This window comes from Microbispora sp. H10836 (genome assembly GCF_012999525.1).
In the GTDB taxonomy this organism is placed as follows: Bacteria; Actinomycetota; Actinomycetes; order Streptosporangiales; family Streptosporangiaceae; genus Microbispora.
The window spans coordinates 1-26,271 of sequence record NZ_JABBWU010000017.1; the positions used below are offsets into that span (position 1 = coordinate 1).

A 26,271-nucleotide genomic window follows, 5' to 3' on the forward strand; every position below is an offset into this window, starting at 1 on the left:
AGGTTCTCTCCAGCGACGGCATGTCGATCGAGATGAGGGATACCGACGAGGACGTCTTCCGCGCGGCGGAGGAGCTCGGCATCGACCTGTCCCGGCGCCCCCACGAGGGCGCGATGACCGTCGACGAGGTCTGATTCAAAAGGGGATTATCTAGTGCTCGACGTCAACTTCTTCGACGAGCTGCGCATCGGCCTCGCGACCGCCGACGACATCAGGCAGTGGTCGCACGGCGAGGTGAAGAAGCCGGAGACCATCAACTACCGGACCCTCAAGCCGGAAAAGGACGGGCTCTTCTGCGAGAAGATCTTTGGTCCGACCCGGGACTGGGAGTGCTACTGCGGCAAGTACAAGCGCGTCCGCTTCAAGGGCATCATCTGTGAGCGCTGTGGCGTCGAGGTCACGCGCGCCAAGGTGCGCCGCGAGCGGATGGGCCACATCGAGCTGGCCGCGCCGGTCACCCACATCTGGTACTTCAAGGGTGTCCCGTCGCGCCTCGGTTACCTGCTCGACCTCGCCCCGAAGGACCTGGAGAAGGTCATCTACTTCGCGGCGTACATGATCACGCATGTCGACTTCGAGATGCGTGACCGTGACCTGCCCTCGCTGGAGGCGAAGATCTCCGTCGAGCGGCAGCACATCGAGCAGCGCCGTGACGCCGACATCGAGGCCCGGCAGAAGAAGCTCGAGGCCGACCTGGCCGAGCTGGAGGCCGCCGGCGCCAAGGGCGACGCCCGCCGCAAGGTGCGCGAGGGCGCCGACCGTGAGATGCGCCAGCTCCGCGACCGGGCCCAGCGCGAGCTGGACCGGCTCGAGGAGGTCTGGAGCCGCTTCAAGAACCTCAAGGTCCAGGACCTGGAGGGCGACGAGCTGCTCTACCGCGAGATGCGCGACCGGTTCGGCCGCTACTTCCGCGGCGGCATGGGCGCCCAGGCCATCCAGGAGCGGCTGGCCAGCTTCGACCTGGAGGCCGAGGCGGAGAACCTGCGGGAGACCATCCGCAGCGGCAAGGGCCAGAAGAAGGCCCGCGCCCTCAAGCGGCTCAAGGTCGTCGCGGCGTTCCTCAACACCCGCAACTCGCCGAGCGGCATGGTCCTCGACTGCATCCCGGTGATCCCGCCGGACCTGCGGCCGATGGTCCAGCTCGACGGTGGCCGCTTCGCCACCTCGGACCTGAACGACCTGTACCGCCGGGTCATCAACCGGAACAACCGCCTCAAGCGTCTGCTCGACCTCGGCGCGCCCGAGATCATCGTGAACAACGAGAAGCGGATGCTCCAGGAGGCCGTCGACGCCCTGTTCGACAACGGCCGCCGCGGCCGCCCGGTCACGGGCCCCGGCAACCGTCCGCTGAAGTCCCTCAGCGACATGCTGAAGGGTAAGCAGGGTCGTTTCCGGCAGAACCTGCTCGGCAAGCGTGTCGACTACTCCGGCCGTTCGGTCATCGTCGTCGGCCCGCAGCTCAAGCTCCACCAGTGCGGCCTGCCCAAGCAGATGGCGCTGGAGCTGTTCAAGCCGTTCGTGATGAAGCGCCTGGTCGATCTCAACCACGCGCAGAACATCAAGTCCGCCAAGCGGATGGTCGAGCGGTCCAAGCCGGTCGTGTGGGACGTGCTCGAAGAGGTCATCACCGAGCACCCGGTGCTGCTCAACCGCGCGCCCACCCTGCACCGCCTGGGCATCCAGGCCTTCGAGCCGCAGCTGGTCGAGGGCAAGGCCATCCAGATCCACCCGCTCGTCTGCACCGCGTTCAACGCGGACTTCGACGGCGACCAGATGGCGGTGCACCTGCCGCTGTCGGCCGAGGCCCAGGCCGAGGCGCGGATCCTGATGCTGTCCACCAACAACATCCTCAAGCCGGCGGACGGCAAGCCGGTGACGATGCCCACCCAGGACATGGTCATCGGTCTGTACTGGCTGACCACCCAGAAGGAGGGTGGCCTGGGCGAGGGCCGGGTGTTCACCACGGTGTCGGAGGCCCTCATGGCCCACGACCGCCACGAGCTGGACATCCAGGCCAAGATCCAGGTCCGCCTCAAGGACGTCCCGCCGCCGCGCGGCTGGGAGGCCCCCGAGGGCTGGGAGACCGGCGACCCGATCCGGCTGGAGACCACGCTGGGCCGGTGCCTGTTCAACCAGACGCTGCCCGCCAACTACCCCTTCGTGAACTACCAGGTCGGCAAGAAGCAGCTCTCGGCGATCGTCAACGAGCTGGCCGAGCGGTACCCGAAGGTGGAGGTGGCCAACGCGCTCGACTCGCTGAAGGACGCCGGCTTCTACTGGGCGACCCGCGCCGGTGTCACGATCTCCATCGAGGACGTCGTGGCGCCGCCGAACAAGGCCGCCATCATGGAGTCGTACGAGAAGCGTGCCGACAAGGTCCAGCGGGAGTACGACCGCGGTCTGATCACCGACGAGGAGCGCCGTCAGGAGCTCATCGAGATCTGGACCCACGCGACGGCGGACGTCGAGACCGACATGGTCAACGCGTTCCCGGCGACCAACCCGGTCTGGATGATGGTCAACTCCGGCGCCCGCGGTAACCGCATGCAGGTGCGGCAGATCGCCGGCATCCGCGGCCTGGTGTCCAACACCAAGGGTGAGACGATCCCGCGGCCGATCAAGTCCTCGTTCCGCGAGGGCCTGTCGGTGCTGGAGTACTTCATCTCGACCCACGGCCAGCGGAAGGGTCTGGCGGACACCGCTCTGCGGACCGCCGACTCCGGTTACCTGACCCGTCGTCTGGTCGACGTCGCGCAGGACGTCATCGTGCGTGAGATCGACTGCGGCACCGACCGGGCCGTCCCGCTGCACGTCGGCGAGCGCGACCCGCAGGGCAACCTGGTCAAGGCCGAGAACGCCGAGAGCAACGTGCACGGCCGCATCCTGGCCGAGGACGTCGAGGTGGACGGCAAGCTCGTCGCGTCGGCGGGCGTCGACATCAACGACGACGTGGTCACGGCGCTGGTGAACGCCGGCATCGAGACCGTCAGGACCCGCAGCACGCTCGTCTGCGAGGCCAAGATCGGTGTCTGCGCGACCTGCTACGGCCGCTCCCTGGCCACCGGCAAGCTGGTGGACGTCGGCGAGGCCGTCGGCATCATCGCGGCCCAGTCGATCGGTGAGCCCGGCACCCAGCTGACCATGCGTACCTTCCACACCGGTGGTGTGGCGGGCGCCGACATCACCCACGGTCTGCCGCGTGTGCAGGAGCTGTTCGAGGCGCGCATCCCCAAGGGTGTCGCCCCGATCAGCGAGGTCGCCGGCCGCGTCCGGATCGACGAGACCGACAAGACCCGCAAGATCGTCATCACTCCGGACGACGGCTCCGAGGAGGTCGCCTACCCGGTGTCGATGCGGTCGCGGCTGCTGGTCTCTGAGGGGCAGCACGTGGACGTCGGCCAGCTTCTGGTCGCCGGTGCGCGCAACCCGAACGAGGTCCTGCGCATCCTCGGCCCGCGTGCCGTCCAGCTCCACCTGGTGGACGAGGTGCAGCAGGTCTACCGCTCGCAGGGTGTGTCGATCCACGACAAGCACATCGAGGTCATCGTCCGGCAGATGCTCAAGCGCGTGAACGTGCTGGAGTCCGGCGACACCGAGCTGCTGCCCGGCGAGCTGGTCGAGCGGCCGCGCTTCGAGGCGATCAACCGTCAGACCGTGGCGGAGGGCGGCCAGCCGGCCGCCGGCCGTCCGGTCCTGATGGGCATCACCAAGGCCTCGCTGGCCACCGAGTCGTGGCTGTCGGCGGCGTCCTTCCAGGAGACGACGCGAGTTCTCACCGACGCGGCGATCCACGCCAAGTCGGACTCGCTGCTCGGCCTCAAGGAGAACGTCATCATCGGTAAGCTCATCCCGGCCGGTACGGGCATGCCCCAGTACCGCAACATCCGGGTGGAGCCGACCGAGGAGGCCAAGGCCGCGATGTACACGGTCGGCGGCTACGACGGCTCGGCGGCGGACTACACCTTCGGCTCGGGCAGCGGCGAGGCCGTCCCGCTGGAGGAGTACGACTTCGGCCAGTACGGCCGTTGACATGTCGCCGCGGTGAGCGATCGCCGCGGCGGTGAACGCACGGAAGCGGCCCGGGGCATCTCGCCCCGGGCCGCTTCCCGTTGTCCACGCTCCGGGTGCAGGCGTGGTCTCCGGCGGCACGGGGCGGGGACGGCGCCGAAAGTGTGAGAAGCCGCTCGTGGGAGCGGTATGATAGGGGGCCGAGTCCTTCGGCGGTCCGGCTCGGGCCGGCGGCGAAGCGGCACGTCAGGACAGCGGGGCGCGTCCCTCCGGGGCGTCCTCCTCTGTTTTGACGTGTTGTACGGGGGCGGGTAGGCTTTACCTTCGTGCCCGTCTGTGGGCTCGCATGCGTGCGCTCAAATACCGCTTTTCGATGAGGAAAGCGTGTGGGGGGCGCCGTGTGACTCCTCCAGATCGACCGGGTCCGCCCGGGTGTGCTCTGACAAGAGCGCGACACGCCCGAGCGCGTGGGTCGAAGGGGATGGAAAACCAGCAGGTCATGACACCGGCAGTACCTGCAAGCCTGTGAGAGGCGGCATCGCCACCTCGATCGGGTCCTACGTATCACCGGCTAGGCACGAAACGGAGACGCGGTGCCCACCATTCAGCAGTTGGTCCGGAAGGGCCGGCAGGACAAGGTCAGCAAGACCAAGACTCCTGCCCTCAAGGGGAGCCCGCAGCGGCGCGGCGTTTGCACCCGCGTTTACACGACGACCCCCAAGAAGCCCAACTCGGCGCTGCGCAAGGTGGCCCGTGTTCGGCTCACCAACGGCATCGAGGTCACGGCTTACATCCCCGGGGTGGGCCACAACCTCCAGGAGCACTCGATGGTGCTCGTGCGTGGTGGTCGTGTGAAGGACCTGCCGGGTGTTCGCTACAAGATCATCCGTGGTTCGCTGGACACCCAGGCTGTCCGCAACCGCAAGCAGGCCCGCAGCCGCTACGGCGCGAAGAAGGAGAAGAGCTGACATGCCGCGCAAGGGTTCCCCTGGCCGCCGCCAGCTGGTCGCTGACCCGGTGCACAACTCGCCGCTGGTCACCGCGCTCATCAACAAGGTTCTCCTGGACGGCAAGCGCTCCCTCGCGCAGTCGATCGTCTACGGCGCCCTCGAGGGCTGCAGGGAGAAGACCGGCAACGACCCGGTCGTCACCCTCAAGCGCGCTCTCGACAACGTCCGCCCGACGCTCGAGGTGAAGAGCCGCCGCGTCGGTGGCGCCACCTACCAGGTGCCGGTCGAGGTCAAGGCCTCGCGCAGCACCACGCTGGCGCTGCGGTGGATCGTCCAGTACTCCCGGGCGCGCCGCGAGAAGACCATGACCGAGCGGCTCATGAACGAGCTGCTCGACGCGAGCAACGGCCTCGGCGCCAGCGTCAAGCGGCGCGAGGACACGCACAAGATGGCCGAGTCCAACAAGGCCTTCGCGCACTACCGCTGGTAGTGAGCACCGACGACGAGTTAAGGACGCGAAGAAGTGGCCACCACGACCGCTCTTGACCTGGCCAGGGTCCGCAACATCGGGATCATGGCCCACATCGACGCGGGCAAGACCACGACGACTGAGCGCATCCTGTTCTACACCGGCATCAACTACAAGCTGGGTGAGGTCCATGAGGGCGCTGCCACCATGGACTGGATGGAGCAGGAGCAGGAGCGCGGCATCACCATCACGTCTGCCGCCACCACCTGCAGCTGGCTTGATCACACGATCAACATCATCGACACGCCCGGACACGTGGACTTCACCATCGAGGTCGAGCGGTCGCTGCGTGTTCTCGACGGCGCGGTCGCGGTGTTCGATGGCGTCGCCGGCGTGGAGCCGCAGTCGGAGACGGTCTGGCGCCAGGCCGACCGGTACGGCGTGCCCCGCATCTGCTTCGTGAACAAGATGGACCGGGTCGGTGCGGAGTTCCACCGCTGCGTCGACATGATGATCAGCCGGCTGGGTTCCACCCCGGTGGTCATCCAGCTTCCCTGGGGCGTCGAGGCCGACTTCAAGGGCGTCATCGACCTGGTGAAGATGAAGGGCCTGCTCTGGAGCGCCGAGGCGGCCAAGGGCGAGATGTACGACACCGTCGACATCCCGGCCGACCACGCCGACGCGGCCCGCGAGTGGCGCGACAAGCTGGTCGAGACGGTCGCCGAGAACGACGACGAGCTCATGGAGCTCTTCCTGGAGGGTGTCGAGCCCACCGAGGAGCAGCTCGTCGCGGCCATCCGCCGGGCGACGGTCGCCGGCGCGATCAACCCGGTCCTGTGTGGCACCGCGTTCAAGAACAAGGGCGTGCAGCCCCTGCTCGACGCGATCGTCGCCTATCTCCCCGCCCCCACCGACATCCCGGCCTTCAAGGGCCACGCGGTGGGCAACGAGGAGGAGATCGTCGAGCGTCACGCGGACCCGAACGAGCCTTTCGCGGCGCTGGCGTTCAAGATCATGAGCGACCCGCACCTGGGCAAGCTCACCTACATCCGCGTCTACTCCGGAACGCTCGAGACCGGCACCACCGTGGTGAACTCGGTCAAGGGCAAGAAGGAGCGGATCGGCAAGATCTACCAGATGCACGCGAACAAGCGCGAGGAGCGCCCGTCCGCGACCGCTGGTCAGATCGTGGCCGTCATGGGCCTGAAGGACACCACCACCGGCGACACTCTGTCGGACCCGGTCAAGCAGGTCGTCCTCGAGTCGATGACGTTCCCCGCGCCGGTCATCAACGTCGCGATCGAGCCCAAGACCAAGGGCGACCAGGAGAAGCTGGGCACCGCGATCCAGCGGCTGGCCGAGGAGGACCCGTCCTTCCAGGTCCGCCGGGACGAGGAGACCGGCCAGACGGTCATCTGGGGTATGGGCGAGCTCCACCTGGAGATCCTCGTCGACCGGATGCGCCGCGAGTTCAAGGTCGAGGCGAACGTCGGCCGCCCGCAGGTCGCCTACCGCGAGACCATTCGCCGCAAGGTGGAGAAGGTCGAGTACACGCACAAGAAGCAGACCGGTGGTTCCGGCCAGTTCGCTCGCGTGATCATCAACCTGGAGCCGCTGGGCGAGGGCAACGACGGTTACGAGTTCGAGAACAAGGTCACCGGTGGCCGCATCCCGCGGGAGTACATCCCGTCCGTGGACGCGGGCGCGCAGGAGGCGGCCGAGTTCGGCGTGCTCGCCGGCTACCCGATGGTCGGCGTCAAGGTCACGCTGCAGGACGGTGCCTTCCACGAGGTCGACTCGTCGGAAATGGCCTTCAAGATCGCCGGCTCGATGGCCTTCAAGGAGGCCGCGCGCAAGGCGGACGCCGTACTCCTCGAGCCGATGATGGCCGTCGAGGTCACCACGCCCGAGGACTACATGGGAGACGTCATCGGCGACCTCAACGGTCGTCGCGGACAGATCCAGGCAATGGACGAACGGTCCGGCGCCCGTGTCATCAGGGCGCTCGTTCCGCTCTCCGAGATGTTCGGCTACGTGGGCGACCTGCGCAGCCGCACTCAGGGGCGGGCGAGCTACAGCATGCAGTTCGACTCCTACGCGGAGGTGCCCCCGGGCATCGCCAAGGAGATCGTCGCGAAGGCTCGGGGCGAATAGTTCCGCACCACTGTGGCGGGGCGCCGTAGAGATGGTCGCCCCGTAGCCAGAGGGGCTCGGGACGAAAAAGTTCCGCTCGCTGTAAGGTGGGGCGCTCTCGGGCGCCCCGCCGTACAGAGCCTGAGGTAGAAGACGCAAGTCAAGTCAGAAATCTCTAAGGAGACAGACCAGTGGCCAAGGCCAAGTTCGAGCGGAACAAGCCGCACGTGAACATCGGCACCATTGGGCACATCGACCACGGCAAGACCACTCTGACCGCGGCGATCACCAAGGTGCTTCACGACCGTTTCCCGCAGCTCAACGAGGCGACCCCGTTCGACAAGATCGACAAGGCGCCCGAGGAGAAGGCTCGCGGAATCACCATCTCCATCGCGCATGTCGAGTACCAGACCGAGAAGCGCCACTACGCCCACGTGGACTGCCCCGGTCACGCCGACTACGTGAAGAACATGATCACCGGTGCCGCCCAGATGGACGGCGCGATCCTGGTGGTCGCGGCGACCGACGGTCCGATGCCGCAGACGAAGGAGCACGTCCTCCTGGCCCGCCAGGTCGGCGTCCCCTACATCGTCGTGGCCCTCAACAAGGCCGACATGGTCGACGACGAGGAGATCCTGGAGCTCGTCGAGCTCGAGGTCCGCGAGCTGCTGTCCGCCCAGGAGTTCCCGGGCGACGACCTGCCGGTCGTGCGCGTATCGGCGCTCAAGGCGCTCGAGGGCGACGAGAAGTGGGGCGACTCGATCATCGAGCTCATGAACGCCGTGGACGAGAACGTCCCCGAGCCCGTTCGTGACACCGACAAGCCCTTCCTCATGCCGATCGAGGACGTGTTCTCGATCACCGGACGCGGCACCGTCGTCACCGGCCGTATCGAGCGCGGCATCGTCAAGGTCAACGAGACCGTCGACATCATCGGCATCAAGGAGAAGAGCACCACGACGACCGTCACCGGCGTCGAGATGTTCCGCAAGCTCCTTGACGAGGGCCAGGCCGGTGACAACGTCGGTCTGCTCCTGCGCGGCATCAAGCGCGAGGACGTCGAGCGCGGCCAGTGTGTCATCAAGCCGGGCACGACCACCCCGCACACCGAGTTCGAGGCGCAGGTCTACATCCTGTCCAAGGACGAGGGCGGCCGCCACACGCCGTTCTTCAACAACTACCGGCCGCAGTTCTACTTCCGTACGACTGACGTGACCGGTGTCGTGAACCTGCCGGAGGGCACCGAGATGGTCATGCCCGGTGACAACACCGAGATGACCGTCCAGCTCATCCAGCCGATCGCGATGGAGGAAGGCCTCAAGTTCGCGATCCGCGAGGGTGGCCGCACCGTCGGCGCCGGTCGCGTGACGAAGGTCATCAAGTAGCAGCACCGCTGGGCGGCGGTCGGGTCCACGAGGGCCTGACCGCCGCACCGCGCAGGGGCCGGAGACGACCCCCCACGAACGACGAGACCGTGATCTCGCAGTGCTTTCGGCCGCACTTCGACCGAAGCCACTGCCAGATCACGGAACACCGGACGGGATCCGGACGTCGGCCTCGTGGAAACCGACCTGCGGCAACAGGCCGCGTGAAGCTTTATAGGACGACAGCGAAGGACACCGAGGCCATTATGGCGGGACAGAAGATCCGCATCCGGCTTAAGGCGTATGACCACGAGGTCATCGACAGCTCGGCCAAGAAGATCGTCGAGACGGTGACGCGGACCGGCGCCAAGGTCGCTGGCCCGGTGCCGCTGCCGACCGAGAAGAACGTGTACTGCGTCATCCGGTCGCCGCACAAGTACAAGGACAGCCGCGAGCACTTCGAAATGCGTACGCACAAGCGGCTGATTGACATCATCGACCCGACGCCGAAGACGGTCGACTCGCTCATGCGTCTCGACCTTCCCGCCGGCGTGGACATCTCGATCAAGCTTTAAGGAACGCACTGACATGGCTAAGCAGATCAAGGGCGTCCTGGGCAAGAAGCTCGGCATGACCCAGGTCTTCGATGAGGCGAACCGGGTGATCCCGGTCACCGTCGTCGAGGCCGGTCCGTGCGTGGTGACCCGGGTCCGCACTCCGGAGAAGGACGGCTACTCCGCCGTCCAGCTCGGCTACGGGCAGATCGACCCGCGCAAGGTGAACAAGCCCCTGGGCGACTACCTGCGCAAGCACGACATCACCCCGCGCCGCTACTTCACCGAGGTACGCACCGACGACGCCTCCGAGTACACGGTCGGCCAGGAGCTCCTCGCCGACACCTTCGAGGCCGGCCAGTACGTCGACGTCACTGGCAAGAGCAAGGGCAAGGGCTTCGCCGGTGTCATGAAGCGCCACAACTTCCGTGGTCTGGGCGCTTCGCACGGTACCCAGCGCAAGCACCGCTCCCCGGGTTCCATCGGTGGCTGCGCCACCCCGGGCCGCGTCTTCAAGGGCCTGCGTATGGCCGGCCGGATGGGCAACGTCCGCACGACGGTCCAGAGCCTCAAGGTGCACGCCGTGGACGCCGAGAAGGGCCTCATCCTGATCAAGGGTGCGATCCCCGGCGCCAACGGCAGCCTGGTCCTCCTCCGCACCGCTGCCAAGAAGGGGGTTGCTGCGAAGTGACCACGACCATTGACGTCCTCGACGCCAGCGGCGCCAAGGCGGGGACCGTCGACCTCCCCGAGGAGGTCTTCGGCGCCAAGGTCAACGTCCCGCTGATCCACCAGGTGGTCGTCGCCCAGCTCGCCGCGCGCCGGCAGGGCACCCACGCCACCAAGACCCGCGGCAACGTCTCCGGCGGCGGCAAGAAGCCGTACCGGCAGAAGGGCACCGGCCGTGCGCGCCAGGGTTCGACCCGCGCTCCGCAGTTCGCCGGTGGTGGCGTCGTCCACGGCCCGCAGCCGCGCTCGTACGAGCAGCGGACGCCCAAGAAGATGAAGGCGGCGGCCCTCAAGGGCGCGCTGTCCGACCGCGCCGGCGGCGGCCGCGTCCACGTGGTGAGCAGCCTGGTCACGGGTGACACGCCCAAGACCAAGGCCGCCCTGGAGGCGCTGCGGAAGATCACGCAGGCCCGCAGCGTTCTCGTCGTGGTCGACGAGAACGACGAGGTCACCTGGCTCAGCCTGCGCAACGCGCCCGAGGTCCACCTGCTGGACGCGGGACAGCTGAACACCTACGACGTGCTGTGCCACGACGACCTGGTCTTCACCCGTGAGGCCTACGACCAGGTCGTGGCCCGGCTGGCGAACAGCGGGAAGGAAGAGGCCTGATGCAGAAGATCGCCGACCCGCGCGACATCATCCTCAAGCCGATCGTCTCCGAGAAGAGCTACGGCCTGATCGATGAGCACAACAAGTACACGTTCCTGGTGCGCAAGGGTGCCAACAAGACGCAGGTGAAGATCGCCGTCGAGCAGATCTTCGGTGTCAAGGTGACCGGCGTGAACACGATCAACCGCCAGGGCAAGCGCAAGCGGACCAAGCACGGCTACGGCCAGCGCCCGACCACGAAGCGCGCGATCGTGAGCCTGGCCGAGGGTGAGCGGATCGACATCTTCGGTCAGATCGGCTAGCACCTGCCGCAGCGGGGAGAGGGGCCCCTCGCCACCGTGCGAGGGACCGGCCCCGAGGAAGAAAGCACCGGGGGGACCGCCGTGAGGCGGACCCCGACCGGTACGAACCGACGAAGGATGAACGAAAAAGATGGGCATCCGTAAGTACAAGCCGACGACTCCGGGTCGGCGCGGCGCGAGCGTCTCGGACTTCGCCGAGATCACGCGCAGCACGCCGGAGAAGTCGCTGCTTGCCCCACTGCACAGCAAGGGCGGCCGTAACGTCCACGGCCGGGTGACCGCCCGGCACCAGGGAGGCGGGCACAAGCGCGCCTACCGGATCATCGACTTCCGCCGCCACGACAAGGACGGGATCCCGGCCAAGGTCGCGCACATCGAGTACGACCCGAACCGCACCTCCCGCATCGCGCTGCTGCACTACGCCGACGGCGAGAAGCGCTACATCCTCGCCCCGGCCGGCCTCAAGCAGGGGGACCGGGTCGAGAACGGCCCCACGGCCGACATCAAGCCGGGCAACTGCCTGCCGCTGCGCAACATCCCGACCGGTACCTTCATCCACGCGGTGGAGCTTCGCCCCGGTGGCGGCGCCAAGCTCGGCCGCAGCGCCGGCGCGCAGATCCAGCTGCTCGCCAAGGAGGGCATGTACGCGACCCTGCGTATGCCGTCCGGAGAAATGCGCCAGGTCGACGTGCGCTGCCGGGCCTCGGTGGGCCAGGTGGGCAACGCCGAGCAGTCCAACATCAGCATCGGCAAGGCCGGCCGCAACCGCTGGAAGGGCAAGCGCCCCACGGTCCGCGGTGTCGCCATGAACCCGGTCGACCACCCGCACGGTGGTGGTGAGGGCAAGACCTCCGGTGGTCGCCACCCGGTGAACCCGAAGGGCAAGCCCGAGGGCCGCACGCGGCAGCCGAACAAGCCGAGCGACCGGCTGATCATCCGTCGTCGGAGCAAGAGGAAGAAGCGGTAGGAGCAGCCGATATGCCACGTAGTCTTAAGAAGGGTCCCTTCGTGGACGACCACCTGCAGAAGAAGGTGGACGCCCAGAACGAGAAGGGCACCAAGAACGTCATCAAGACGTGGTCGCGGCGCTCCATGATCGTGCCCGACATGATCGGCCACACGATCGCCGTGCACGACGGCCGCAAGCACGTTCCGGTGTTCGTCACCGATTCGATGATCGGCCACAAGCTCGGTGAGTTCGCCCCCACGCGGACGTTCCGCAGCCACGTCAAGGAAGACCGCCGCAGCCGGCGGTAAGCGCCTTCAAGCCAGCAGTTAGAGGAGAAAGCGATGGAAGCCAGGGCACAGGCGCGGTACGCGCGCCACACGCCCCGGAAGGCCCGCCGTGTGGTGGACCTCATTCGCGGGCTGCCCGCTTCGGAGGCGCAGGCCGTGCTGCAGTTCGCTCCCCAGTCGGCGAGCGAGACCGTCTACAAGGTGCTCTCGAGCGCGATCGCGAACGCTGAGCACAACTTCAAGCTCGACCGGGACACGCTCTTCGTGAGCCGGGCGTGGGTCGACGAGGGCCCGACGCTCAAGCGCTTCCGCCCGCGTGCCCAGGGTCGTGCCTATCGGATCAACAAGCGGACGAGCCACATCACCGTGATCGTGGAGTCCCGCGAGCCGAAGGGAAGGACCCGCTAGTGGGCCAGAAGGTTAACCCGCACGGGTTCCGCCTCGGCATCACGACCGACTTCAAGAGCCGGTGGTACGCCGACAAGCTGTACAAGTCGTACGTCGCCGAGGACGTGGCGATCCGTCGCATGCTGCAGAAGGGCATGGAGCGGGCCGGCATCTCCAAGGTCGAGATCGAGCGCACGACCGACCGCGTCCAGGTCGACATCCACACCGCCCGGCCGGGCATCGTCATCGGCCGTCGCGGCGCCGAGGCCGACCGCATCCGCGGCGACCTGGAGAAGCTGACCAAGAAGCAGGTCCAGCTGAACATCCTCGAGGTGAAGAACCCCGAGATCGACGCGCAGCTCGTCGCGCAGGGCGTGGCCGAGCAGCTGTCCAGCCGCGTCTCGTTCCGCCGTGCCATGCGTAAGGCCATGCAGTCCGCCATGAAGAGCGGGGCCAAGGGCATCCGTGTCCAGTGCTCCGGCCGTCTCGGCGGCGCCGAGATGTCGCGCTCGGAGTTCTACCGCGAGGGCCGCGTGCCCCTGCACACGCTCCGGGCCGACGTGGACTTCGGCTTCTACGAGGCCCGCACCACCTTCGGCCGCATCGGCGTGAAGGTGTGGATCTACAAGGGCGAGGCCCCGACCAGCCGCTCCGAGCGGGAGGCGGCCGCGGCCGGCGCCCGTGCGAGCCAGCGTCGTGAGCGTGACGACCGTCGCGGTGGTGCGGGCGAGCGTCCGCGTCGTGGCGGCGGCGACCGTCCCCGTCGTGGTGGGGCGGGTCGTCCCGACCGCGCCCCCAGGACCGAGGCGGCCGCGCAGGCCGCCCCCGAGACCGGCCCGGCGGAGCAGCCGGGTGCTGAAGGGAGCTGACCATGCTGATCCCGCGCAGGGTCAAGCACCGCAAGCAGCACCGGCCCGACCGCAGCGGCGCCGCCAAGGGCGGCACCCGGGTCGTCTTCGGCGAGTTCGGCATTCAGGCGCTTGAGCACTCCTACGTGACCAACCGCCAGATCGAGGCCGCACGTATCGCCATGACCCGGCACATCCGCCGTGGCGGCAAGGTGTGGATCAACATCTTCCCGGACCGCCCCCTGACGAAGAAGCCGGCCGAGACCCGCATGGGTTCCGGTAAGGGCTCTCCGGAGTGGTGGATCGCCAATGTCAAGCCCGGCCGTGTCATGTTCGAGCTGTCCGGTGTCGCCGAGCCCGTGGCCCGCGAGGCCATGCGGCGCGCGATGCACAAGCTCCCCATGAAGTGCCGTTTCGTCAAGCGTGAAGTGGGTGAGGCGTGATGGCTAAGGGTCTGACCGCCGCGGAGCTGCGAGTCGAGGACCAGGAGGTCCTGGTCCAGAAGCTGAAGGAAGCCAAGGAGGAGCTGTTCAACCTCCGCTTCCAGGCGGCGACCGGGCAGCTGGAGAGCCACGGGCGGCTGCGCGCCGTCCGCCACGAGATCGCCCGCATCTACACCGTGATGCGCGAGCGCGAGCTCGGAATCGTCACGGTCGAGAAGGAGCCGAGCGATGTCTGAAGCAACCGAGACCCCGACCACTGAGACGCGGAACTACCGCAAGACCCGTGAGGGCCTGGTCGTCAGCGACAAGATGGACAAGACCGTCGTCGTCGCCGTCGAGGACCGCGTCAAGCACCCGCTGTACGGCAAGGTCATCCGCCGTACGACGAAGTACAAGGCCCACGACGAGCAGAACTCCTGCGGCGTCGGCGACCGCGTCCTCCTGATGGAGACCCGGCCGCTGTCGGCCACCAAGCGGTGGCGAGTCGTCGAGATCCTCGAGAAGGCCAAGTAACCTCACTTAGACGCGCCTCGTGGGGGGTGGGAGACCGCCCCCCACGACGGTGTCCAAGGGGCGGGGCCGGCTGTCGGCCCCGTCCGCCAGCGGCGGCGGTCGTACGGCTGTCGCCGAGGGAAAAAGACCACATCAGTTCGGCCAGGCTCACCACCAGGGTGAGAACCGGCACGACACACAGGAGTAGACGTGATCCAGCAGGAGTCGCGGCTCAAGGTCGCCGACAACACGGGTGCGAAGGAAATCCTTTGCATCCGCGTGCTCGGTGGCTCGGGTCGGCGCTACGCGGGAATCGGCGACATCATCGTGGGCACGGTGAAGGACGCCATTCCCGGCGGAGGCGTTAAGAAAGGCGACGTTGTCAAGGCTGTCGTGGTGCGCACCGTGAAGGAGCGCCGCCGCCCCGACGGCTCCTACATCCGCTTCGACGAGAACGCCGCCGTCATCATCAAGGACAGCGGCGACCCCCGGGGCACCCGCATCTTCGGCCCGGTGGGCCGTGAACTGCGCGACAAGAAGTTCATGCGCATCATCTCGCTCGCGCCGGAGGTGCTGTGATGCCGAAGCTGCACGTGAAGAAGGGTGACCTCGTCCAGGTCATCGCGGGCAAGGACAAGGGCGCCAAGGGCCGGATCATCGCCGCCTACCCGCGCGATGAGCGCGTGGTGGTCGAGGGCGTCAACATGATCAAGAAGCACTCCAAGGTCACCAACCAGGGACCGCGCGGCGCCAAGGAAGGCGGCGTGCAGACCATGGAGGCTCCCATCCACGTGAGCAACGTCAAGAAGCTCAAGGATGACGAGAAGAAGCCCGAGAAGAAGGCCGCCGCGAAGGGCGACGCCGAGGCGACGGGTGAGGACAACTGATGACCGCGACCACTGAAGAGCGGACTCTTCCGCGCCTCAAGCAGCGCTACCGCGAGGAGATCATCGCGAAGCTGCGCGAGGAGTTCGGCATCGAGAACATCATGCAGGTGCCCACGATCACCAAGATCAAGGTGAACATGGGCGTCGGCGAGGCCGCCCGCGACTCGAAGCTCATCGAGGGCGCCGTGCGCGACCTCACCGCCATCACCGGCCAGAAGCCGGCCGTCGCCCGCGCCCGCAAGTCCATCGCGCAGTTCAAGCTGCGCGAGGGCATGCCGATCGGTGCGCACGTGACGCTGCGCGGCGACCGCATGTGGGAGTTCCTCGACCGTCTGCTGTCCCTGGCGCTGCCGCGTATCCGGGACTTCCGCGGCCTGTCGCCGAAGCAGTTCGACGGCAACGGCAACTACACCTTCGGCCTCACCGAGCAGGTCATGTTCCACGAGGTCGACCAGGACAAGGTCGACCGGCAGCGGGGCATGGACATCACGGTCGTGACCACCGCGAAGAACGACGAGCAGGGCCGGGCGCTGCTGAAGCTCCTCGGATTCCCCTTCAAGGAGGCCTGATCATGGCGAAGACGTCGCTGAAGGTCAAGGCAGCGCGCAAGCAGAAGTTCGAGGTCCGGGCGTACACTCGGTGTTCCCGCTGCGGCCGTCCCCGCGCTGTCTACCGCAAGTTCGGGCTGTGCCGCGTGTGCTTCCGCGAGATGGCGCACCGGGGCGAGCTGCCCGGCATCACCAAGTCGAGCTGGTAAGCCCTCGCGGGCCAGCCGTACAGAAGTCTTATCAACCGGGCGCTGACCACAGCGCCCACGACCGCACCGAAGGTCCCATCGGGAAACCGCGGTGAGGAAGGCCACCGGCCATGACGATGACCGACCCGATCGCAGACATGCTGACGCGTCTGCGGAACGCGAACTCGGCCTATCACGACACCGTGAGCATGCCTTACTCGAAGATCAAGGCACACATCGCGGAGATCCTCCAGCAGGAGGGCTACATCCAGGGCTGGAGCGTCGAGGACGCGAAGGTCGGCAAGAACCTCGTGATGGAGCTGAAGTTCGGCCCCACCCGCGAGCGCTCCATCGCCGGCCTGCGCCGGGTGTCGAAGCCCGGTCTGCGGGTCTACGCAAAGAAGGACAACCTGCCCCGCGTTCTGGGCGGCTTGGGCGTCGCGATCATCTCGACGTCCGGCGGTCTGATGACGGACCGGCAGGCGAGCAAGCGTGGAGTGGGCGGGGAAGTCCTCGCCTACGTCTGGTAACGAGGGGAGGAACTCAGCATGTCGCGAATCGGACGGCTGCCCATCCCCGTACCGGCGGGTGTCGACATCACGATCGACGGCCGGGCGGTCCAGGTCAAGGGGCCCAAGGGCACGCTCACTCACACGGTCGCCGAGCCCATCGAGGTCTCGCGTGGCGAGGACGGCAACATCGCCGTCACCCGCCCGAACGACGAGAACAAGGTTCGTGCGCTGCACGGCCTGTCGCGCACGCTCATCGCCAACATGGTGGCGGGTGTCACGCAGGGCTACACGAAGACGCTGGAGATCGTCGGCGTCGGTTACCGCGTCGCGGCCAAGGGCCCGACGCAGCTGGAGTTCTCGCTGGGCTTCAGCCACCCGGTGATCATCGACGCGCCTGAGGGCGTCTCCTTCCGTGTCGAGAAGCCGACCCTGTTCCACGTGGACGGCATCGACAAGCAGAAGGTCGGCGAGGTCGCCGCGAACATCAGGAAGCTGCGCAAGCCGGACCCGTACAAGGGCAAGGGTGTGCGCTACCAGGGCGAGGTTATCCGCCGCAAGGTCGGAAAGGCTGGTAAGTAGGCATGGCTGGAAAGGCTGCGTACGGCAAGCACACGGCCGCCCGCACGGTCTCCCGGGCCCGCCGGCACAACCGCGTCCGCAAGAACGTGTTCGGCACGACCGAGCGTCCGCGTCTGGTCGTCAACCGGTCCACGCGTCACCTGTTCGTGCAGATCGTCGACGACACCCAGGGCCACACGCTGGTGAGCGCCTCCACCATGGACGCCTCCCTGCGCGGCGCCGAGGGTGACAAGACCGAGAAGGCGAAGAAGGTCGGCGAGCTTCTCGCTCAGCGGGCCAAGACCGCCGGGATCACCGCTGTCGTGTTCGACCGCGGTGGCAACCGCTACGCGGGGCGGATCGCCGCTCTCGCGGACAGCGCCCGTGAAGGCGGGCTGGAGTTCTGATGGCTCCGGTCCGAGGGTCGCGCCTCATGACCCGTCCCAAGAGCAACGAGAAGAGGAACCACTGATGGCTGCAGCTCCGCGTCGCGGTGCCGGCGGCGGTGGCGAGCGGCGTGACCGTCGTGATGACCGCCGCGGTGGCGCCGCAGACAAGGGCGTCTCGTACATCGAGCGCGTCGTAAAGATCAACCGAGTGGCCAAGGTCGTCCAGGGCGGCCGGCGCTTCAGCTTCACCGCGCTGGTCATCGTCGGCGACGGCAACGGCCTCGTCGGGGTCGGCTACGGCAAGGCCAAGGAGGTGCCTGCGGCGATCGCCAAGGGCGTCGAGGAGGCCAAGAAGCACTTCTTCAAGGTCCCGCGCATCCAGGGCACCATCCCGCACCCGGTGCAGGGCGAGGACGCCGCCGGCGTCGTCCTCCTGCGTCCGGCCTCGCCCGGTACGGGCGTCATCGCGGGCGGCCCGGTTCGCGCGGTCCTGGAGTGCGCCGGGATCCACGACGTGCTGTCCAAGTCGCTCGGCTCGGACAACCCGATCAACATCGTGCACGCCACCGTGGCGGCTCTCAAGGGCCTCAGCAGGCCCGAGGAGATCGCGGCCCGTCGTGGCCTGCCGATCGAGGACGTCGCTCCCAAGGCCATGCTGAAGGCTCGCGCCGAGGGTCTGGCCGAGGCCGCGGCTGCCGCGAAGGCGGTGAGCTAGCGATGGCTCGCCTGAAGATCACCCAGACCCGGTCCAAGATCGGCGGCCAGCAGAACCAGCGTGACTCGCTGCGTTCGCTGGGCCTGAAGCGAATCGGCGACGTGGTCGTCAAGGAGGACCGTCCCGAGATCCGGGGCATGGTCGCCAAGGTGTCGCACCTCGTCGTTGTTGAGGAGGTCGACTAGTCATGACCGAGAACGCTCCGCTCAAGATCCACGACCTCCGTCCGGCCCCCGGCTCCAACAAGGCCAAGACCCGCAAGGGCCGTGGCGAGGGCTCCAAGGGCAAGACGGCCGGCCGTGGCACCAAGGGCACCCGGGCCCGTACGGCAGTGATGCCGGGCTTCGAGGGTGGCCAGGTCCCGCTCCAGCGGCGGCTGCCGAAGCTGAAGGGCTTCTCCAACGCCCTGTTCAAGACGACCTACCAGGTCGTCAACCTGGACAGGCTCGGGGAGCTGTTCCCCCAGGGCGGCGACGTCACGCTCGACGACCTGGTGGCCAAGGGTGCGGTCCGCAAGAACCAGCCCGTGAAGGTGCTGGGCACCGGCGACATCTCCGTGGCGGTGAACGTGCAGGCGCACGCCTTCTCCGCCAGCGCGAAGGAGAAGATCGCCGCTGCCGGTGGCTCGGTTTCCGAGCTGTAGGCATGACGCTCCACGAGGCGCGGAGGTTCGTTATGAGCCTCCGCGCCCGTAGTGCGTTAGAGTTCGCCTGGCACGAGGCTCTGGCCCGTGTCTGACCAAGCACTCTGGCAGAAAGACATGTCGATGGACGCCTTGCGGGCCATCGCCGACCGTAACCGCGTCACTGGCGCGCAGGAGGGACCGTGCTGACCGCGATAACCCGGGCGTTCCGGACGCCGGACCTGCGCAAGAAGCTGCTCTTCACATTGGGCATCATCGTGCTGTTCCGGCTTGGCTCGGTGCTTCCCACTCCGGGCGTCAACGCCCAGAACGTGGCCCTGTGTCTAGAGCAGGCCCAGGCGGGAGACGCCGGCAACATCTACGGGATGGTGCAGCTCTTCAGCGGCGGCGCCCTGTTGAAACTTTCAGTGTTCGCGCTCGGCATCATGCCGTACATCACCGCGAGCATCATCCTGCAGCTGCTGACGGTGGTGATCCCCCGGCTGGAGGCCCTCAAGAAGGAGGGCCAGTCGGGAACGGCGAAGATCACGCAGTACACACGTTATCTGACCATCGGGCTGTCGGTGCTCCAGTCGACGGCCTTCGTCGCGCTGGCCCGCAGCGGGCAGCTCTTCCCCAGCTGTAACGAGCAGGTCCTGCTGAGCCAGGAGGTCTTCCCGCTCGTGACCATGGTCATCACGATGACCGCCGGTACGGCTGTGATCATGTGGCTGGGCGAGCTCGTCACCGACCGCGGCGTCGGCAACGGCATGTCGATCCTGATCTTCACTCAGGTCATCGCGGTGTTCCCGTCCGAGCTGGTGAACATCTACCGGCTCAGCCCCTTCAAGTTCGTCATCGTGATGATCGTCGGTGTCGTGATGATCGGCGTCGTCGTCTTCATCGAGCAGGCGCAGCGCCGCATCCCGGTGCAGTACGCCAAGCGGATGGTCGGCCGGCGGATGTACGGCGGCACCTCGACCTACATCCCGCTCAAGGTGAACCAGGCCGGCATCATCCCGGTCATCTTCGCCTCGTCGCTGCTGTACCTGCCGCAGCTTATGGTGACGCTGTTCGGCAACAGTCAGAACCCCAACGTCGTCGTCGACTGGCTTGCCCAGTACCTGGTCAGGGGCGACCATCCGGTCTACATGGCCACGTTCTTCCTGATGATCGTCTTCTTCACCTACTTCTACGTGTCCATCACTTTCAACCCCGCTGAAGTGGCTGACAACATGAAGAAGTACGGTGGGTTCATCCCGGGCATCCGCCCGGGCCGGCCGACCGCTGAGTACCTGAGCTACGTGCTCAACAGGCTCACGGCCACAGGTGCTCCGTATCTGGGTTTGATCTCGCTCATCCCGATCATCGCACTGGGGGTGGCCGGGGCGAGCCAGAACTTCCCGTTCGGAGGGACCAGCATTCTGATCATGGTTGGTGTTGGTCTGGACACGGTCAAGCAGATCGAGAGCCAGCTTCAGCAGCGCAACTACGAGGGCTTCCTGAGATAGTGCGCGTCGTCCTGGTTGGGCCCCCCGGAGCGGGTAAGGGGACGCAGGCCCAGTTCATCGCATCGCACCTGTCGATCCCGAAAATCTCGACAGGCGACATCTTCCGTGCCAACGTCTCCGGCGGCACGGAGCTCGGCAAACTTGCCAAGGAGTACATGGACCGCGGTGACCTCGTCCCCGACGAGGTGACCGTGGCCATGGTCCGCGACCGGTTGTCGGAGGATGACGCGCAGGAGGGCTTCCTCCTGGACGGCTTTCCCCGCAACGTGCCCCAGGCCGAGGTCCTCAAGAAGATGCTGGCCGAGTTCGGCACAGCGCTCGACGTGGTCCTCAACCTGGTCGTCGAGGACGACGAGGTCGTACGCCGCCTGGCCGGGCGCCGTACGTGCCGTTCCTGCGGCAAGGTGTGGCATGTGCTGTTCGACCCGCCTGCGGTGGAGGGCGTCTGCGACGCCTGCGGCGGGGAGCTCTTCCAGCGGGACGACGACCGCGAGGAGACCATCAGGCGGCGCCTGGAGGTCTACCAGGAGCAGACGTCGCCGCTCATCTCGTTCTACGCCGACGAGGGCATCCTGCAGGGGGTCGACGCGACCGGGCCGGTCGAGGAGATCACCCAGCGGGCGATGTCGGCGCTGCGACGGTTCGCCGACTGAACCATTACCGCGGCCGGGAACGCCACTCCACTCCATGGGGTGGCGTTCAGGCTTATATGGGACAATTTCGAGAGGGGGTGTATTGCGTGTTCAAGAAGAACCGGCACGGAATCCAGATCAAGAGCGCGGAGCAACTGGAGAAGATGCGCGCGGCCGGCCTGGTCGTCGGCCGGACGCTGGAGTTGCTCCGGACGTCGGTCCGGCCCGGGATGACGCCGCTCGACCTCGACGCCATCGCCGAGGAGGCGATCCGGAGCGAGGGCGCGATCCCGTCGTTCAAGGGTTACCAGGGCTTCCCCGCCACGATCTGCGCTTCCGTGAACGACGAGGTCGTCCACGGCATCCCCACCGACCGCCGCGCGCTGCGCGAGGGCGACATCATCTCCATCGACTGCGGCGCGATCCTCGACGGGTGGCACGGAGACTCGGCGATCACCGTCGGGATCGGGGAGGTGGACCCCAAGCTGACCGAGCTCATGCGGGTGACCGAGGAGGCCATGTGGCGGGGCATCGCCGCCCTGCGGGCCGGCGGGCACCTGAGCGACATCGGCCACCAGATCGAGCAGTACGTGCGGTCTCAGGGCCGCTACGGCATCCCCCAGGAGTACGGCGGGCACGGCATCGGCACCGAGATGCACATGGACCCCTGGGTGGCCAACCACGGCCGTCCGGGGCGCGGCCCCCGCTTCGAGGTGGGCATGTGTTTCGCGATCGAGCCGATGGTGAACCTCGGCACCGATCGGACCAAGGTGCTGGCCGACGACTGGACGGTCGTCACCCTCGACGGCCGCGCGTCCGCCCACTTCGAGCACAGCGTCGCGGTGACGGAGAACGGCCCGCTGGTCCTCACCGCGCTCGACGGAGGCGCCTCCCGCTTCTCCGGCGCCGGGGCCGAGGCGGGGGAGACCGCCTGACGGCTCCGCCCGTCCTGGCGGCACCTGCACCATAATGGTCATATCGCTCGAACAGCCGGGGAGATGGTGATGGCTGCAGCGCCGGAGATGCGGGCCTCGGACGGCGACCGGGACCGGGTCGCCGCGGCGCTGCGCGAGCACGTGGCCGAAGGCAGGCTCACCCTCGACGAGTTCAACGAGCGGCTGGAGCAGGTCTACCAGAGCCGTACGTACGGGGAACTGGCCACGCTCACCTCCGACCTGCCCGGCATCGACCTGAACCGCCTGCCGGCCGCCGTCGAGCCCGCGCGGGGGTCCCGGCCGGCCCGGCGTGACGCGAAGGCGCGGGCCGGTCTGCGGGCCGCCTGGTCCGCCTGGGCCGGCGCCAGCGGCGTGAACTGGATGATCTGGCTCATCGTCGGCCTGTCCTCCGGGCACTTCGTCTATCCGTGGCCGCTCTGGGTGATGGGCCCCTGGGGCGTCATCCTCCTCGTCAGCACGATCGCCGGCACGGCCGGGCAGTCCCGGGGACGCGACACCTGAGCGTTCTTTACCGGAGGGCCGCCGTCGCGGCAGCCGCGGGCGGGTAGATGTCCGGTGTCGCGACGTACGGCACCACTCGGGCCGTGCCCCCGCGGTGATCAGGCCGCACCCGCCCCGTCCCGGCATTTCGGCGGTGCCGGGCGGGCGGGTGTGGTGGTTCCCCCTCCTCCACGCGATCCGTCGGCGTGGGATTGGCCGTCGGCCTCCGCCGGGGGTACCCTGTGATCTGGTTGTGTCGGGACCCCTGCCGTCGTTTCGCAATTCGGCCCGGGTTGTCGTACACTCCTTTGTCGGTTCACTATGACCTTTGCGCCTAGGCGGCCTTGGCTGGTCGCCGCTCTCTGTAAGCGCCCGAAGGTCGCGGCTGCTTAGTGTTCCGAAGCCTCTGACGATCCGATCTGTGAAACGCGAGGGCCATGGCCAAGAAAGACGGCGCCATCGAGATTGAGGGCACTGTTATTGAGTCGCTCCCGAACGCAATGTTCCGGGTGCAGCTCGACAACGGTCACAAGGTCCTGGCCCACATCAGCGGGCGGATGCGAATGCACTACATCAGGATCCTGCCCGATGACCGGGTGGTCGTGGAGCTGAGCCCCTACGACCTGAGCCGCGGACGGATCGTCTACCGGTACAAGTAGCCCGCCCCGCCAGCGGGACGGGCCGTATGCGGAACGAATAAGGACTATGAAGGTCAAGCCGAGCGTCAAGAAGATCTGCGACAAGTGCAAGGTGATTCGCCGACACGGTCGCGTCATGGTGATCTGCGACAACCTGCGCCACAAGCAGCGCCAGGGCTGAGCCCAGCTCTCAGTACGTCGCCACCAGGCCCCTGCTGAGTCCGTCCATGTGACGGGCTCCACCCGCGTGAGGGCCGGAACAACGAAGTCGCGTCACACACCCGCGCAGGCGGCGCAAGCCGTACCACGCGGGAGACCCCCGGTCGGAGGCCGGGGCCCTCGCCCGGGCATGGGAGGGGAAGTGTGGCGCAAGACCTCCGCCACACTGAAGGAGAATGCCCGACCATGGCCCGCCTGGTTGGCGTCGACCTCCCCCGCGACAAGCGGCTGGAGATCGCTCTCACCTACGTTTTCGGAATCGGCCGCACCCGCGCCAAGGAGATCCTTGACGCGACCGGCATCAGCCCCGATCTGCGCGTCCACCAGCTCACGGACGCCGAACTCGTCCCGATGCGTGACTTCATCGAGGCGAACTACAAGATCGAGGGCGACCTTCGCCGCGAGATTCAGGCCGATATCCGCCGCAAGATCGAGATCGGCTGCTACCAGGGCATCCGGCACCGCAAGGGGCTGCCTGTCCACGGTCAGCGGACGCAGACGAACGCGCGCACCCGCAAGGGGAAGAAGAAGACCGTGGCCGGCAAGAAGAAGCCGGGCAAGAAGTAGTCCTTAGCAGCCACTGCCAGGAGATAGCGCTTAAATGCCGCCGAAGAGCCGCCAGGGCGCACCGAAGAAGGTGCGCCGCAAGGAAAAGAAGAACGTCGCTCACGGGCACGCCCACATCAAGAGCACGTTCAACAACACCATCGTTTCGATCACCGACCCGAACGGGAACGTGATCTCCTGGGCCAGCGCCGGCCACGTCGGGTTCAAGGGCTCCCGCAAGTCCACCCCGTTCGCCGCCCAGATGGCTGCCGAGAACGCCGCCCGCCGCGCCATGGAGCACGGCATGCGGAAGGTCGACGTCTTCGTCAAGGGCCCCGGCTCCGGCCGTGAGACCGCGATCCGTTCGCTGCAGGCGACCGGCCTCGAGGTCGGGTCCATCCAGGACGTGACCCCGGTTCCGCACAACGGCTGCCGTCCGCCCAAGCGCCGTCGCGTCTGAGCTCAGGAGAGTAGAGAGAAATGGCTCGTTACACGGGTCCGGACTGCAAGCTCTGCCGCCGCGAGAAGACCAAGCTCTTCCTCAAGGGCAAGAAGTGCGAGTCCGCCAAGTGCCCCATCGAGATCCGCCCGTACCCGCCGGGTGAGCACGGCCGCGGCCGTCCGAAGGAGTCGGAGTACCAGCTCCAGCTTCGTGAGAAGCAGAAGACCCGCCGCATCTACGGCGTCCTCGAGAAGCAGTTCCACAACTACTACGAGGAAGCCAACCGCAAGGCCGGCAAGACCGGTGAGAACCTCCTCCAGATCCTGGAGAGCCGTCTCGACAACGTGGTCTACCGCGCCGGCTTCGCCGAGTCGCGTGACGCGGCCCGCCAGCAGGTGCGCCACGGCCACTTCCTCGTGAACGGCAAGAAGGTCGACATCCCGTCGTACCGCGTCCGCGAGCACGACATCATCGAGGTCCGCGAGAAGTCGCGCAACCTGCTTCCGTACGAGGTGGCCCGCGCGACCGCCGGCGACAAGACCGTCCCGGCCTGGCTGGGCGTCTCCGCCGAGAACATGCGCATCCTCGTGCACCAGCTCCCGGTCCGCCAGCAGATCGACACGCTGGTCCAGGAGCAGCTGATCGTCGAGCTCTACTCCAAGTAGTAGGGCCCCGGCATTTAATGACGCCGTACGGCCGGTACACTCCCGGCCGTACGGCATCATGGTTGTAGGCGAGCGACGTCAAATAGCGGGCGTCGCCGTAACCCAGGGACCCCTCGTCCACGGTGGCGGGGCCGTCCCGGATCCAGGAGATCCAGATGCTCATCGCACAGCGCCCGAGCCTCCAGGAGGAGTCGCTCGAGGAGCACCGGTCCAGGTTCATCATCGAGCCGCTCGAGCCGGGCTTCGGCTACACCATCGGCAACTCGCTGCGGCGCACGCTGCTGTCCTCCATCCCGGGGGCGGCGGTCACCAGCATCCGCATCGAGGGCGTGCTCCACGAGTTCTCGACCGTGCCCGGGGTCAAGGAAGACGTCACCGACATCATCCTGAACCTCAAGTCGCTGGTCGTCTCCTCCGAGCACGACGAGCCCGTGGTCATGTACCTGCGCAAGCAGGGCCCCGGTGAGGTCACCGCCGCCGACATCGCGCCTCCGGCCGGTGTCGAGGTGCACAATCCCGACCTGCACATCGCCACGCTGAACGGCAAGGCGAAGCTGGAGATGGAGCTGACCGTCGAGCGCGGCCGCGGCTACGTCTCCGCCGCGCAGAACAAGCAGCCGGGTCAGGAGATCGGCCGGATTCCGATCGACTCGATCTACTCTCCGGTGCTCAAGGTCACCTACAAGGTCGAGGCCACCCGTGTCGAGCAGCGCACGGACTTCGACCGCCTCATCCTCGACGTCGAGACCAAGCCGTCCATGAAGCCCCGCGACGCGGTGGCCTCGGCCGGCAAGACCCTGGTCGAGCTGTTCGGCCTGGCCCGCGAGCTCAACGTGGAGGCCGAGGGCATCGACATCGGCCCGTCGCCGACGGACGCGGCTCTCGCGGCCGACCTGGCGCTGCCGATCGAGGAGCTCAACCTCACCGTCCGTTCGTACAACTGCCTCAAGCGCGAGGGCATCCACACCGTGGGTGAGCTCGTCGCCCGCAGCGAGCAGGACCTGCTGGACATCCGCAACTTCGGCGCCAAGTCGATCGAAGAGGTCAAGCAGAAGCTGCACGAGATGGGCCTGGCTCTCAAGGACTCCCCGCCCGGGTTCGACCCCTCCGCCGTCGCCGGCGGCGGGTACGACGACGAGGACGGCGGGTTCATCGAGACCGAGCAGTACTGATCGCCCGTTCTTCGAGCGACGCACCACCGTCTCGTGCCGCCCTCCGGGGCGGCATGAGGCGGCGATG

Annotated in this window: 36 protein-coding genes; all 36 read left to right on the forward strand. The window is 67.2% G+C overall.

Annotation, left to right across the window (positions count from 1 at the left end; all coding sequences use genetic code 11):
* Positions 1–153: 153 nt before the first annotated feature.
* Positions 154–4,029 (forward strand): DNA-directed RNA polymerase subunit beta', encoded by a 3,876-nt coding sequence (locus HHX30_RS27705; RefSeq protein WP_169985147.1) that lies wholly within the window; start codon positions 154–156, stop codon positions 4,027–4,029.
* A 572-nt stretch (positions 4,030–4,601) separates the two neighbouring features.
* Positions 4,602–4,976 (forward strand): 30S ribosomal protein S12, encoded by a 375-nt coding sequence (rpsL, locus tag HHX30_RS27710; protein WP_030508316.1) that lies wholly within the window; start codon positions 4,602–4,604, stop codon positions 4,974–4,976.
* 1 nt (position 4,977) lies between these two features.
* On the forward strand, positions 4,978–5,448 hold the full coding sequence (rpsG, locus tag HHX30_RS27715; protein ID WP_142616379.1) for a 30S ribosomal protein S7: 471 nt from the start codon (positions 4,978–4,980) through the stop codon (positions 5,446–5,448).
* An 84-nt stretch (positions 5,449–5,532) separates the two neighbouring features.
* Positions 5,533–7,581 carry an elongation factor G gene (fusA, locus tag HHX30_RS27720; RefSeq protein WP_211592653.1) on the forward strand — a complete coding sequence of 683 codons (2,049 nt, stop codon included), beginning with the start codon at positions 5,533–5,535 and terminating at the stop codon, positions 7,579–7,581.
* 170 nt (positions 7,582–7,751) lie between these two features.
* Positions 7,752–8,945: an elongation factor Tu gene (tuf, locus tag HHX30_RS27725; protein ID WP_169985150.1), complete on the forward strand. Its 1,194-nt coding sequence runs from the start codon at positions 7,752–7,754 to the stop codon at positions 8,943–8,945.
* Between the two features lie 245 nt (positions 8,946–9,190).
* Positions 9,191–9,499: a 30S ribosomal protein S10 gene (gene rpsJ, locus HHX30_RS27730; protein ID WP_012887830.1), complete on the forward strand. Its 309-nt coding sequence runs from the start codon at positions 9,191–9,193 to the stop codon at positions 9,497–9,499.
* Positions 9,500–9,512: 13 nt separating this feature from the next.
* On the forward strand, positions 9,513–10,169 hold the full coding sequence (rplC, locus tag HHX30_RS27735) for a 50S ribosomal protein L3 (protein ID WP_169985152.1): 657 nt from the start codon (positions 9,513–9,515) through the stop codon (positions 10,167–10,169).
* Positions 10,166–10,816: a 50S ribosomal protein L4 gene (gene rplD / locus HHX30_RS27740; RefSeq protein ID WP_169985154.1), complete on the forward strand. Its 651-nt coding sequence runs from the start codon at positions 10,166–10,168 to the stop codon at positions 10,814–10,816. The genes rplC and rplD overlap by 4 nt, the downstream gene beginning before the upstream one ends.
* On the forward strand, positions 10,816–11,118 hold the full coding sequence (gene rplW, locus HHX30_RS27745) for a 50S ribosomal protein L23 (protein WP_139573662.1): 303 nt from the start codon (positions 10,816–10,818) through the stop codon (positions 11,116–11,118). Before rplD ends, rplW begins: the two co-directional genes overlap by 1 nt.
* Positions 11,119–11,248: 130 nt before the next feature.
* Positions 11,249–12,085 carry a 50S ribosomal protein L2 gene (rplB, locus tag HHX30_RS27750; protein ID WP_169985156.1) on the forward strand — a complete coding sequence of 279 codons (837 nt, stop codon included), beginning with the start codon at positions 11,249–11,251 and terminating at the stop codon, positions 12,083–12,085.
* Between the two features lie 11 nt (positions 12,086–12,096).
* Positions 12,097–12,375 carry a 30S ribosomal protein S19 gene (gene rpsS / locus HHX30_RS27755; protein WP_055506384.1) on the forward strand — a complete coding sequence of 93 codons (279 nt, stop codon included), beginning with the start codon at positions 12,097–12,099 and terminating at the stop codon, positions 12,373–12,375.
* 33 nt (positions 12,376–12,408) lie between these two features.
* Positions 12,409–12,762, forward strand: a complete 354-nt coding sequence (rplV, locus tag HHX30_RS27760) for a 50S ribosomal protein L22 (RefSeq protein WP_036328517.1) — start codon at positions 12,409–12,411, stop codon at positions 12,760–12,762.
* Complete coding sequence (rpsC, locus tag HHX30_RS27765) at positions 12,762–13,610, forward strand: 30S ribosomal protein S3 (protein WP_169985158.1); 849 nt, start codon at positions 12,762–12,764, stop codon at positions 13,608–13,610. Before rplV ends, rpsC begins: the two co-directional genes overlap by 1 nt.
* A gap of 2 nt (positions 13,611–13,612) precedes the next feature.
* Positions 13,613–14,032 carry a 50S ribosomal protein L16 gene (rplP, locus tag HHX30_RS27770; protein ID WP_030508327.1) on the forward strand — a complete coding sequence of 140 codons (420 nt, stop codon included), beginning with the start codon at positions 13,613–13,615 and terminating at the stop codon, positions 14,030–14,032.
* The gene (gene rpmC, locus HHX30_RS27775) at positions 14,032–14,268 is read left to right on the forward strand and encodes a 50S ribosomal protein L29 (RefSeq protein WP_169985159.1); all 237 of its coding nucleotides are present in this window, start codon (positions 14,032–14,034) and stop codon (positions 14,266–14,268) included. Before rplP ends, rpmC begins: the two co-directional genes overlap by 1 nt.
* On the forward strand, positions 14,261–14,545 hold the full coding sequence (rpsQ, locus tag HHX30_RS27780; RefSeq protein ID WP_169985161.1) for a 30S ribosomal protein S17: 285 nt from the start codon (positions 14,261–14,263) through the stop codon (positions 14,543–14,545). Before rpmC ends, rpsQ begins: the two co-directional genes overlap by 8 nt.
* 189 nt (positions 14,546–14,734) lie before the next feature.
* Positions 14,735–15,103, forward strand: a complete 369-nt coding sequence (gene rplN / locus HHX30_RS27785; protein WP_030508330.1) for a 50S ribosomal protein L14 — start codon at positions 14,735–14,737, stop codon at positions 15,101–15,103.
* 8 nt (positions 15,104–15,111) lie between these two features.
* A complete protein-coding gene (gene rplX / locus HHX30_RS27790; protein ID WP_249350538.1) occupies positions 15,112–15,411 on the forward strand; it encodes a 50S ribosomal protein L24 in 300 nt (99 codons plus the stop codon).
* On the forward strand, positions 15,411–15,980 hold the full coding sequence (rplE, locus tag HHX30_RS27795; protein WP_169985165.1) for a 50S ribosomal protein L5: 570 nt from the start codon (positions 15,411–15,413) through the stop codon (positions 15,978–15,980). Before rplX ends, rplE begins: the two co-directional genes overlap by 1 nt.
* A 2-nt stretch (positions 15,981–15,982) precedes the next feature.
* Positions 15,983–16,168, forward strand: a complete 186-nt coding sequence (locus HHX30_RS27800; protein WP_030451489.1) for a type Z 30S ribosomal protein S14 — start codon at positions 15,983–15,985, stop codon at positions 16,166–16,168.
* A gap of 110 nt (positions 16,169–16,278) precedes the next feature.
* Positions 16,279–16,677, forward strand: a complete 399-nt coding sequence (gene rpsH / locus HHX30_RS27805; RefSeq protein ID WP_111699902.1) for a 30S ribosomal protein S8 — start codon at positions 16,279–16,281, stop codon at positions 16,675–16,677.
* An 18-nt stretch (positions 16,678–16,695) separates the two neighbouring features.
* Positions 16,696–17,238 (forward strand): 50S ribosomal protein L6, encoded by a 543-nt coding sequence (gene rplF / locus HHX30_RS27810; protein ID WP_169985166.1) that lies wholly within the window; start codon positions 16,696–16,698, stop codon positions 17,236–17,238.
* 2 nt (positions 17,239–17,240) lie between these two features.
* On the forward strand, positions 17,241–17,624 hold the full coding sequence (rplR, locus tag HHX30_RS27815) for a 50S ribosomal protein L18 (protein WP_169985168.1): 384 nt from the start codon (positions 17,241–17,243) through the stop codon (positions 17,622–17,624).
* Positions 17,625–17,688: 64 nt separating this feature from the next.
* Complete coding sequence (gene rpsE / locus HHX30_RS27820) at positions 17,689–18,321, forward strand: 30S ribosomal protein S5 (RefSeq protein WP_030508336.1); 633 nt, start codon at positions 17,689–17,691, stop codon at positions 18,319–18,321.
* A gap of 2 nt (positions 18,322–18,323) precedes the next feature.
* Positions 18,324–18,506, forward strand: a complete 183-nt coding sequence (rpmD, locus tag HHX30_RS27825) for a 50S ribosomal protein L30 (protein ID WP_169985170.1) — start codon at positions 18,324–18,326, stop codon at positions 18,504–18,506.
* A 2-nt stretch (positions 18,507–18,508) separates the two neighbouring features.
* The gene (gene rplO / locus HHX30_RS27830) at positions 18,509–18,964 is read left to right on the forward strand and encodes a 50S ribosomal protein L15 (RefSeq protein ID WP_169985172.1); all 456 of its coding nucleotides are present in this window, start codon (positions 18,509–18,511) and stop codon (positions 18,962–18,964) included.
* A 182-nt stretch (positions 18,965–19,146) separates the two neighbouring features.
* Complete coding sequence (secY, locus tag HHX30_RS27835; RefSeq protein WP_169985174.1) at positions 19,147–20,454, forward strand: preprotein translocase subunit SecY; 1,308 nt, start codon at positions 19,147–19,149, stop codon at positions 20,452–20,454.
* Complete coding sequence (locus HHX30_RS27840) at positions 20,454–21,107, forward strand: adenylate kinase (RefSeq protein WP_169985176.1); 654 nt, start codon at positions 20,454–20,456, stop codon at positions 21,105–21,107. The genes secY and HHX30_RS27840 overlap by 1 nt, the downstream gene beginning before the upstream one ends.
* Before the next feature lie 86 nt (positions 21,108–21,193).
* The gene (gene map / locus HHX30_RS27845; RefSeq protein WP_169985178.1) at positions 21,194–22,021 is read left to right on the forward strand and encodes a type I methionyl aminopeptidase; all 828 of its coding nucleotides are present in this window, start codon (positions 21,194–21,196) and stop codon (positions 22,019–22,021) included.
* Positions 22,022–22,090: 69 nt separating this feature from the next.
* On the forward strand, positions 22,091–22,543 hold the full coding sequence (locus HHX30_RS27850) for a DUF1707 domain-containing protein (protein WP_169985180.1): 453 nt from the start codon (positions 22,091–22,093) through the stop codon (positions 22,541–22,543).
* A 416-nt stretch (positions 22,544–22,959) separates the two neighbouring features.
* Complete coding sequence (gene infA, locus HHX30_RS27855) at positions 22,960–23,181, forward strand: translation initiation factor IF-1 (RefSeq protein WP_030508344.1); 222 nt, start codon at positions 22,960–22,962, stop codon at positions 23,179–23,181.
* A 46-nt stretch (positions 23,182–23,227) separates the two neighbouring features.
* The gene (gene rpmJ, locus HHX30_RS27860; RefSeq protein ID WP_003956441.1) at positions 23,228–23,341 is read left to right on the forward strand and encodes a 50S ribosomal protein L36; all 114 of its coding nucleotides are present in this window, start codon (positions 23,228–23,230) and stop codon (positions 23,339–23,341) included.
* A gap of 224 nt (positions 23,342–23,565) precedes the next feature.
* Entirely contained in the window at positions 23,566–23,946 is a 381-nt protein-coding gene (rpsM, locus tag HHX30_RS27865) for a 30S ribosomal protein S13 (RefSeq protein ID WP_169951815.1), read from the forward strand.
* Positions 23,947–23,980: 34 nt separating this feature from the next.
* Positions 23,981–24,385, forward strand: a complete 405-nt coding sequence (gene rpsK / locus HHX30_RS27870) for a 30S ribosomal protein S11 (RefSeq protein ID WP_020542285.1) — start codon at positions 23,981–23,983, stop codon at positions 24,383–24,385.
* Between the two features lie 20 nt (positions 24,386–24,405).
* A complete protein-coding gene (rpsD, locus tag HHX30_RS27875; protein WP_142563118.1) occupies positions 24,406–25,032 on the forward strand; it encodes a 30S ribosomal protein S4 in 627 nt (208 codons plus the stop codon).
* Positions 25,033–25,187: 155 nt separating this feature from the next.
* On the forward strand, positions 25,188–26,204 hold the full coding sequence (locus tag HHX30_RS27880; protein ID WP_030508347.1) for a DNA-directed RNA polymerase subunit alpha: 1,017 nt from the start codon (positions 25,188–25,190) through the stop codon (positions 26,202–26,204).
* The last annotated feature ends 67 nt before the right edge of the window (positions 26,205–26,271 follow it).

Excerpts from the sequence above, each read along its gene's own strand:
- rpsG (WP_142616379.1), top strand. The coding sequence starts at position 4,978 with ATGCCGCGCAAGGGTTCCCCTGGCCGCCGCCAGCTGGTCGCTGACCCG.
- fusA (WP_211592653.1), top strand. The coding sequence starts at position 5,533 with ATGGCCCACATCGACGCGGGCAAGACCACGACGACTGAGCGCATCCTG.
- rpsJ (WP_012887830.1), top strand. The coding sequence starts at position 9,191 with ATGGCGGGACAGAAGATCCGCATCCGGCTTAAGGCGTATGACCACGAG.
- rplC (WP_169985152.1), top strand. The coding sequence starts at position 9,513 with ATGGCTAAGCAGATCAAGGGCGTCCTGGGCAAGAAGCTCGGCATGACC.
- rplW (WP_139573662.1), top strand. The coding sequence starts at position 10,816 with ATGCAGAAGATCGCCGACCCGCGCGACATCATCCTCAAGCCGATCGTC.
- rplB (WP_169985156.1), top strand. The coding sequence starts at position 11,249 with ATGGGCATCCGTAAGTACAAGCCGACGACTCCGGGTCGGCGCGGCGCG.
- rpsS (WP_055506384.1), top strand. The coding sequence starts at position 12,097 with ATGCCACGTAGTCTTAAGAAGGGTCCCTTCGTGGACGACCACCTGCAG.
- rplV (WP_036328517.1), top strand. The coding sequence starts at position 12,409 with ATGGAAGCCAGGGCACAGGCGCGGTACGCGCGCCACACGCCCCGGAAG.
- rplP (WP_030508327.1), top strand. The coding sequence starts at position 13,613 with ATGCTGATCCCGCGCAGGGTCAAGCACCGCAAGCAGCACCGGCCCGAC.
- rpmC (WP_169985159.1), top strand. The coding sequence starts at position 14,032 with ATGGCTAAGGGTCTGACCGCCGCGGAGCTGCGAGTCGAGGACCAGGAG.
- rpsQ (WP_169985161.1), top strand. The coding sequence starts at position 14,261 with ATGTCTGAAGCAACCGAGACCCCGACCACTGAGACGCGGAACTACCGC.
- rplE (WP_169985165.1), top strand. The coding sequence starts at position 15,411 with ATGACCGCGACCACTGAAGAGCGGACTCTTCCGCGCCTCAAGCAGCGC.
- HHX30_RS27800 (WP_030451489.1), top strand. The coding sequence starts at position 15,983 with ATGGCGAAGACGTCGCTGAAGGTCAAGGCAGCGCGCAAGCAGAAGTTC.
- rpsH (WP_111699902.1), top strand. The coding sequence starts at position 16,279 with ATGACGATGACCGACCCGATCGCAGACATGCTGACGCGTCTGCGGAAC.
- rplF (WP_169985166.1), top strand. The coding sequence starts at position 16,696 with ATGTCGCGAATCGGACGGCTGCCCATCCCCGTACCGGCGGGTGTCGAC.
- rplR (WP_169985168.1), top strand. The coding sequence starts at position 17,241 with ATGGCTGGAAAGGCTGCGTACGGCAAGCACACGGCCGCCCGCACGGTC.
- rpsE (WP_030508336.1), top strand. The coding sequence starts at position 17,689 with ATGGCTGCAGCTCCGCGTCGCGGTGCCGGCGGCGGTGGCGAGCGGCGT.
- rpmD (WP_169985170.1), top strand. The coding sequence starts at position 18,324 with ATGGCTCGCCTGAAGATCACCCAGACCCGGTCCAAGATCGGCGGCCAG.
- rplO (WP_169985172.1), top strand. The coding sequence starts at position 18,509 with ATGACCGAGAACGCTCCGCTCAAGATCCACGACCTCCGTCCGGCCCCC.
- HHX30_RS27850 (WP_169985180.1), top strand. The coding sequence starts at position 22,091 with ATGGCTGCAGCGCCGGAGATGCGGGCCTCGGACGGCGACCGGGACCGG.
- infA (WP_030508344.1), top strand. The coding sequence starts at position 22,960 with ATGGCCAAGAAAGACGGCGCCATCGAGATTGAGGGCACTGTTATTGAG.
- rpmJ (WP_003956441.1), top strand. The coding sequence starts at position 23,228 with ATGAAGGTCAAGCCGAGCGTCAAGAAGATCTGCGACAAGTGCAAGGTG.
- rpsM (WP_169951815.1), top strand. The coding sequence starts at position 23,566 with ATGGCCCGCCTGGTTGGCGTCGACCTCCCCCGCGACAAGCGGCTGGAG.
- rpsK (WP_020542285.1), top strand. The coding sequence starts at position 23,981 with ATGCCGCCGAAGAGCCGCCAGGGCGCACCGAAGAAGGTGCGCCGCAAG.
- rpsD (WP_142563118.1), top strand. The coding sequence starts at position 24,406 with ATGGCTCGTTACACGGGTCCGGACTGCAAGCTCTGCCGCCGCGAGAAG.
- HHX30_RS27880 (WP_030508347.1), top strand. The coding sequence starts at position 25,188 with ATGCTCATCGCACAGCGCCCGAGCCTCCAGGAGGAGTCGCTCGAGGAG.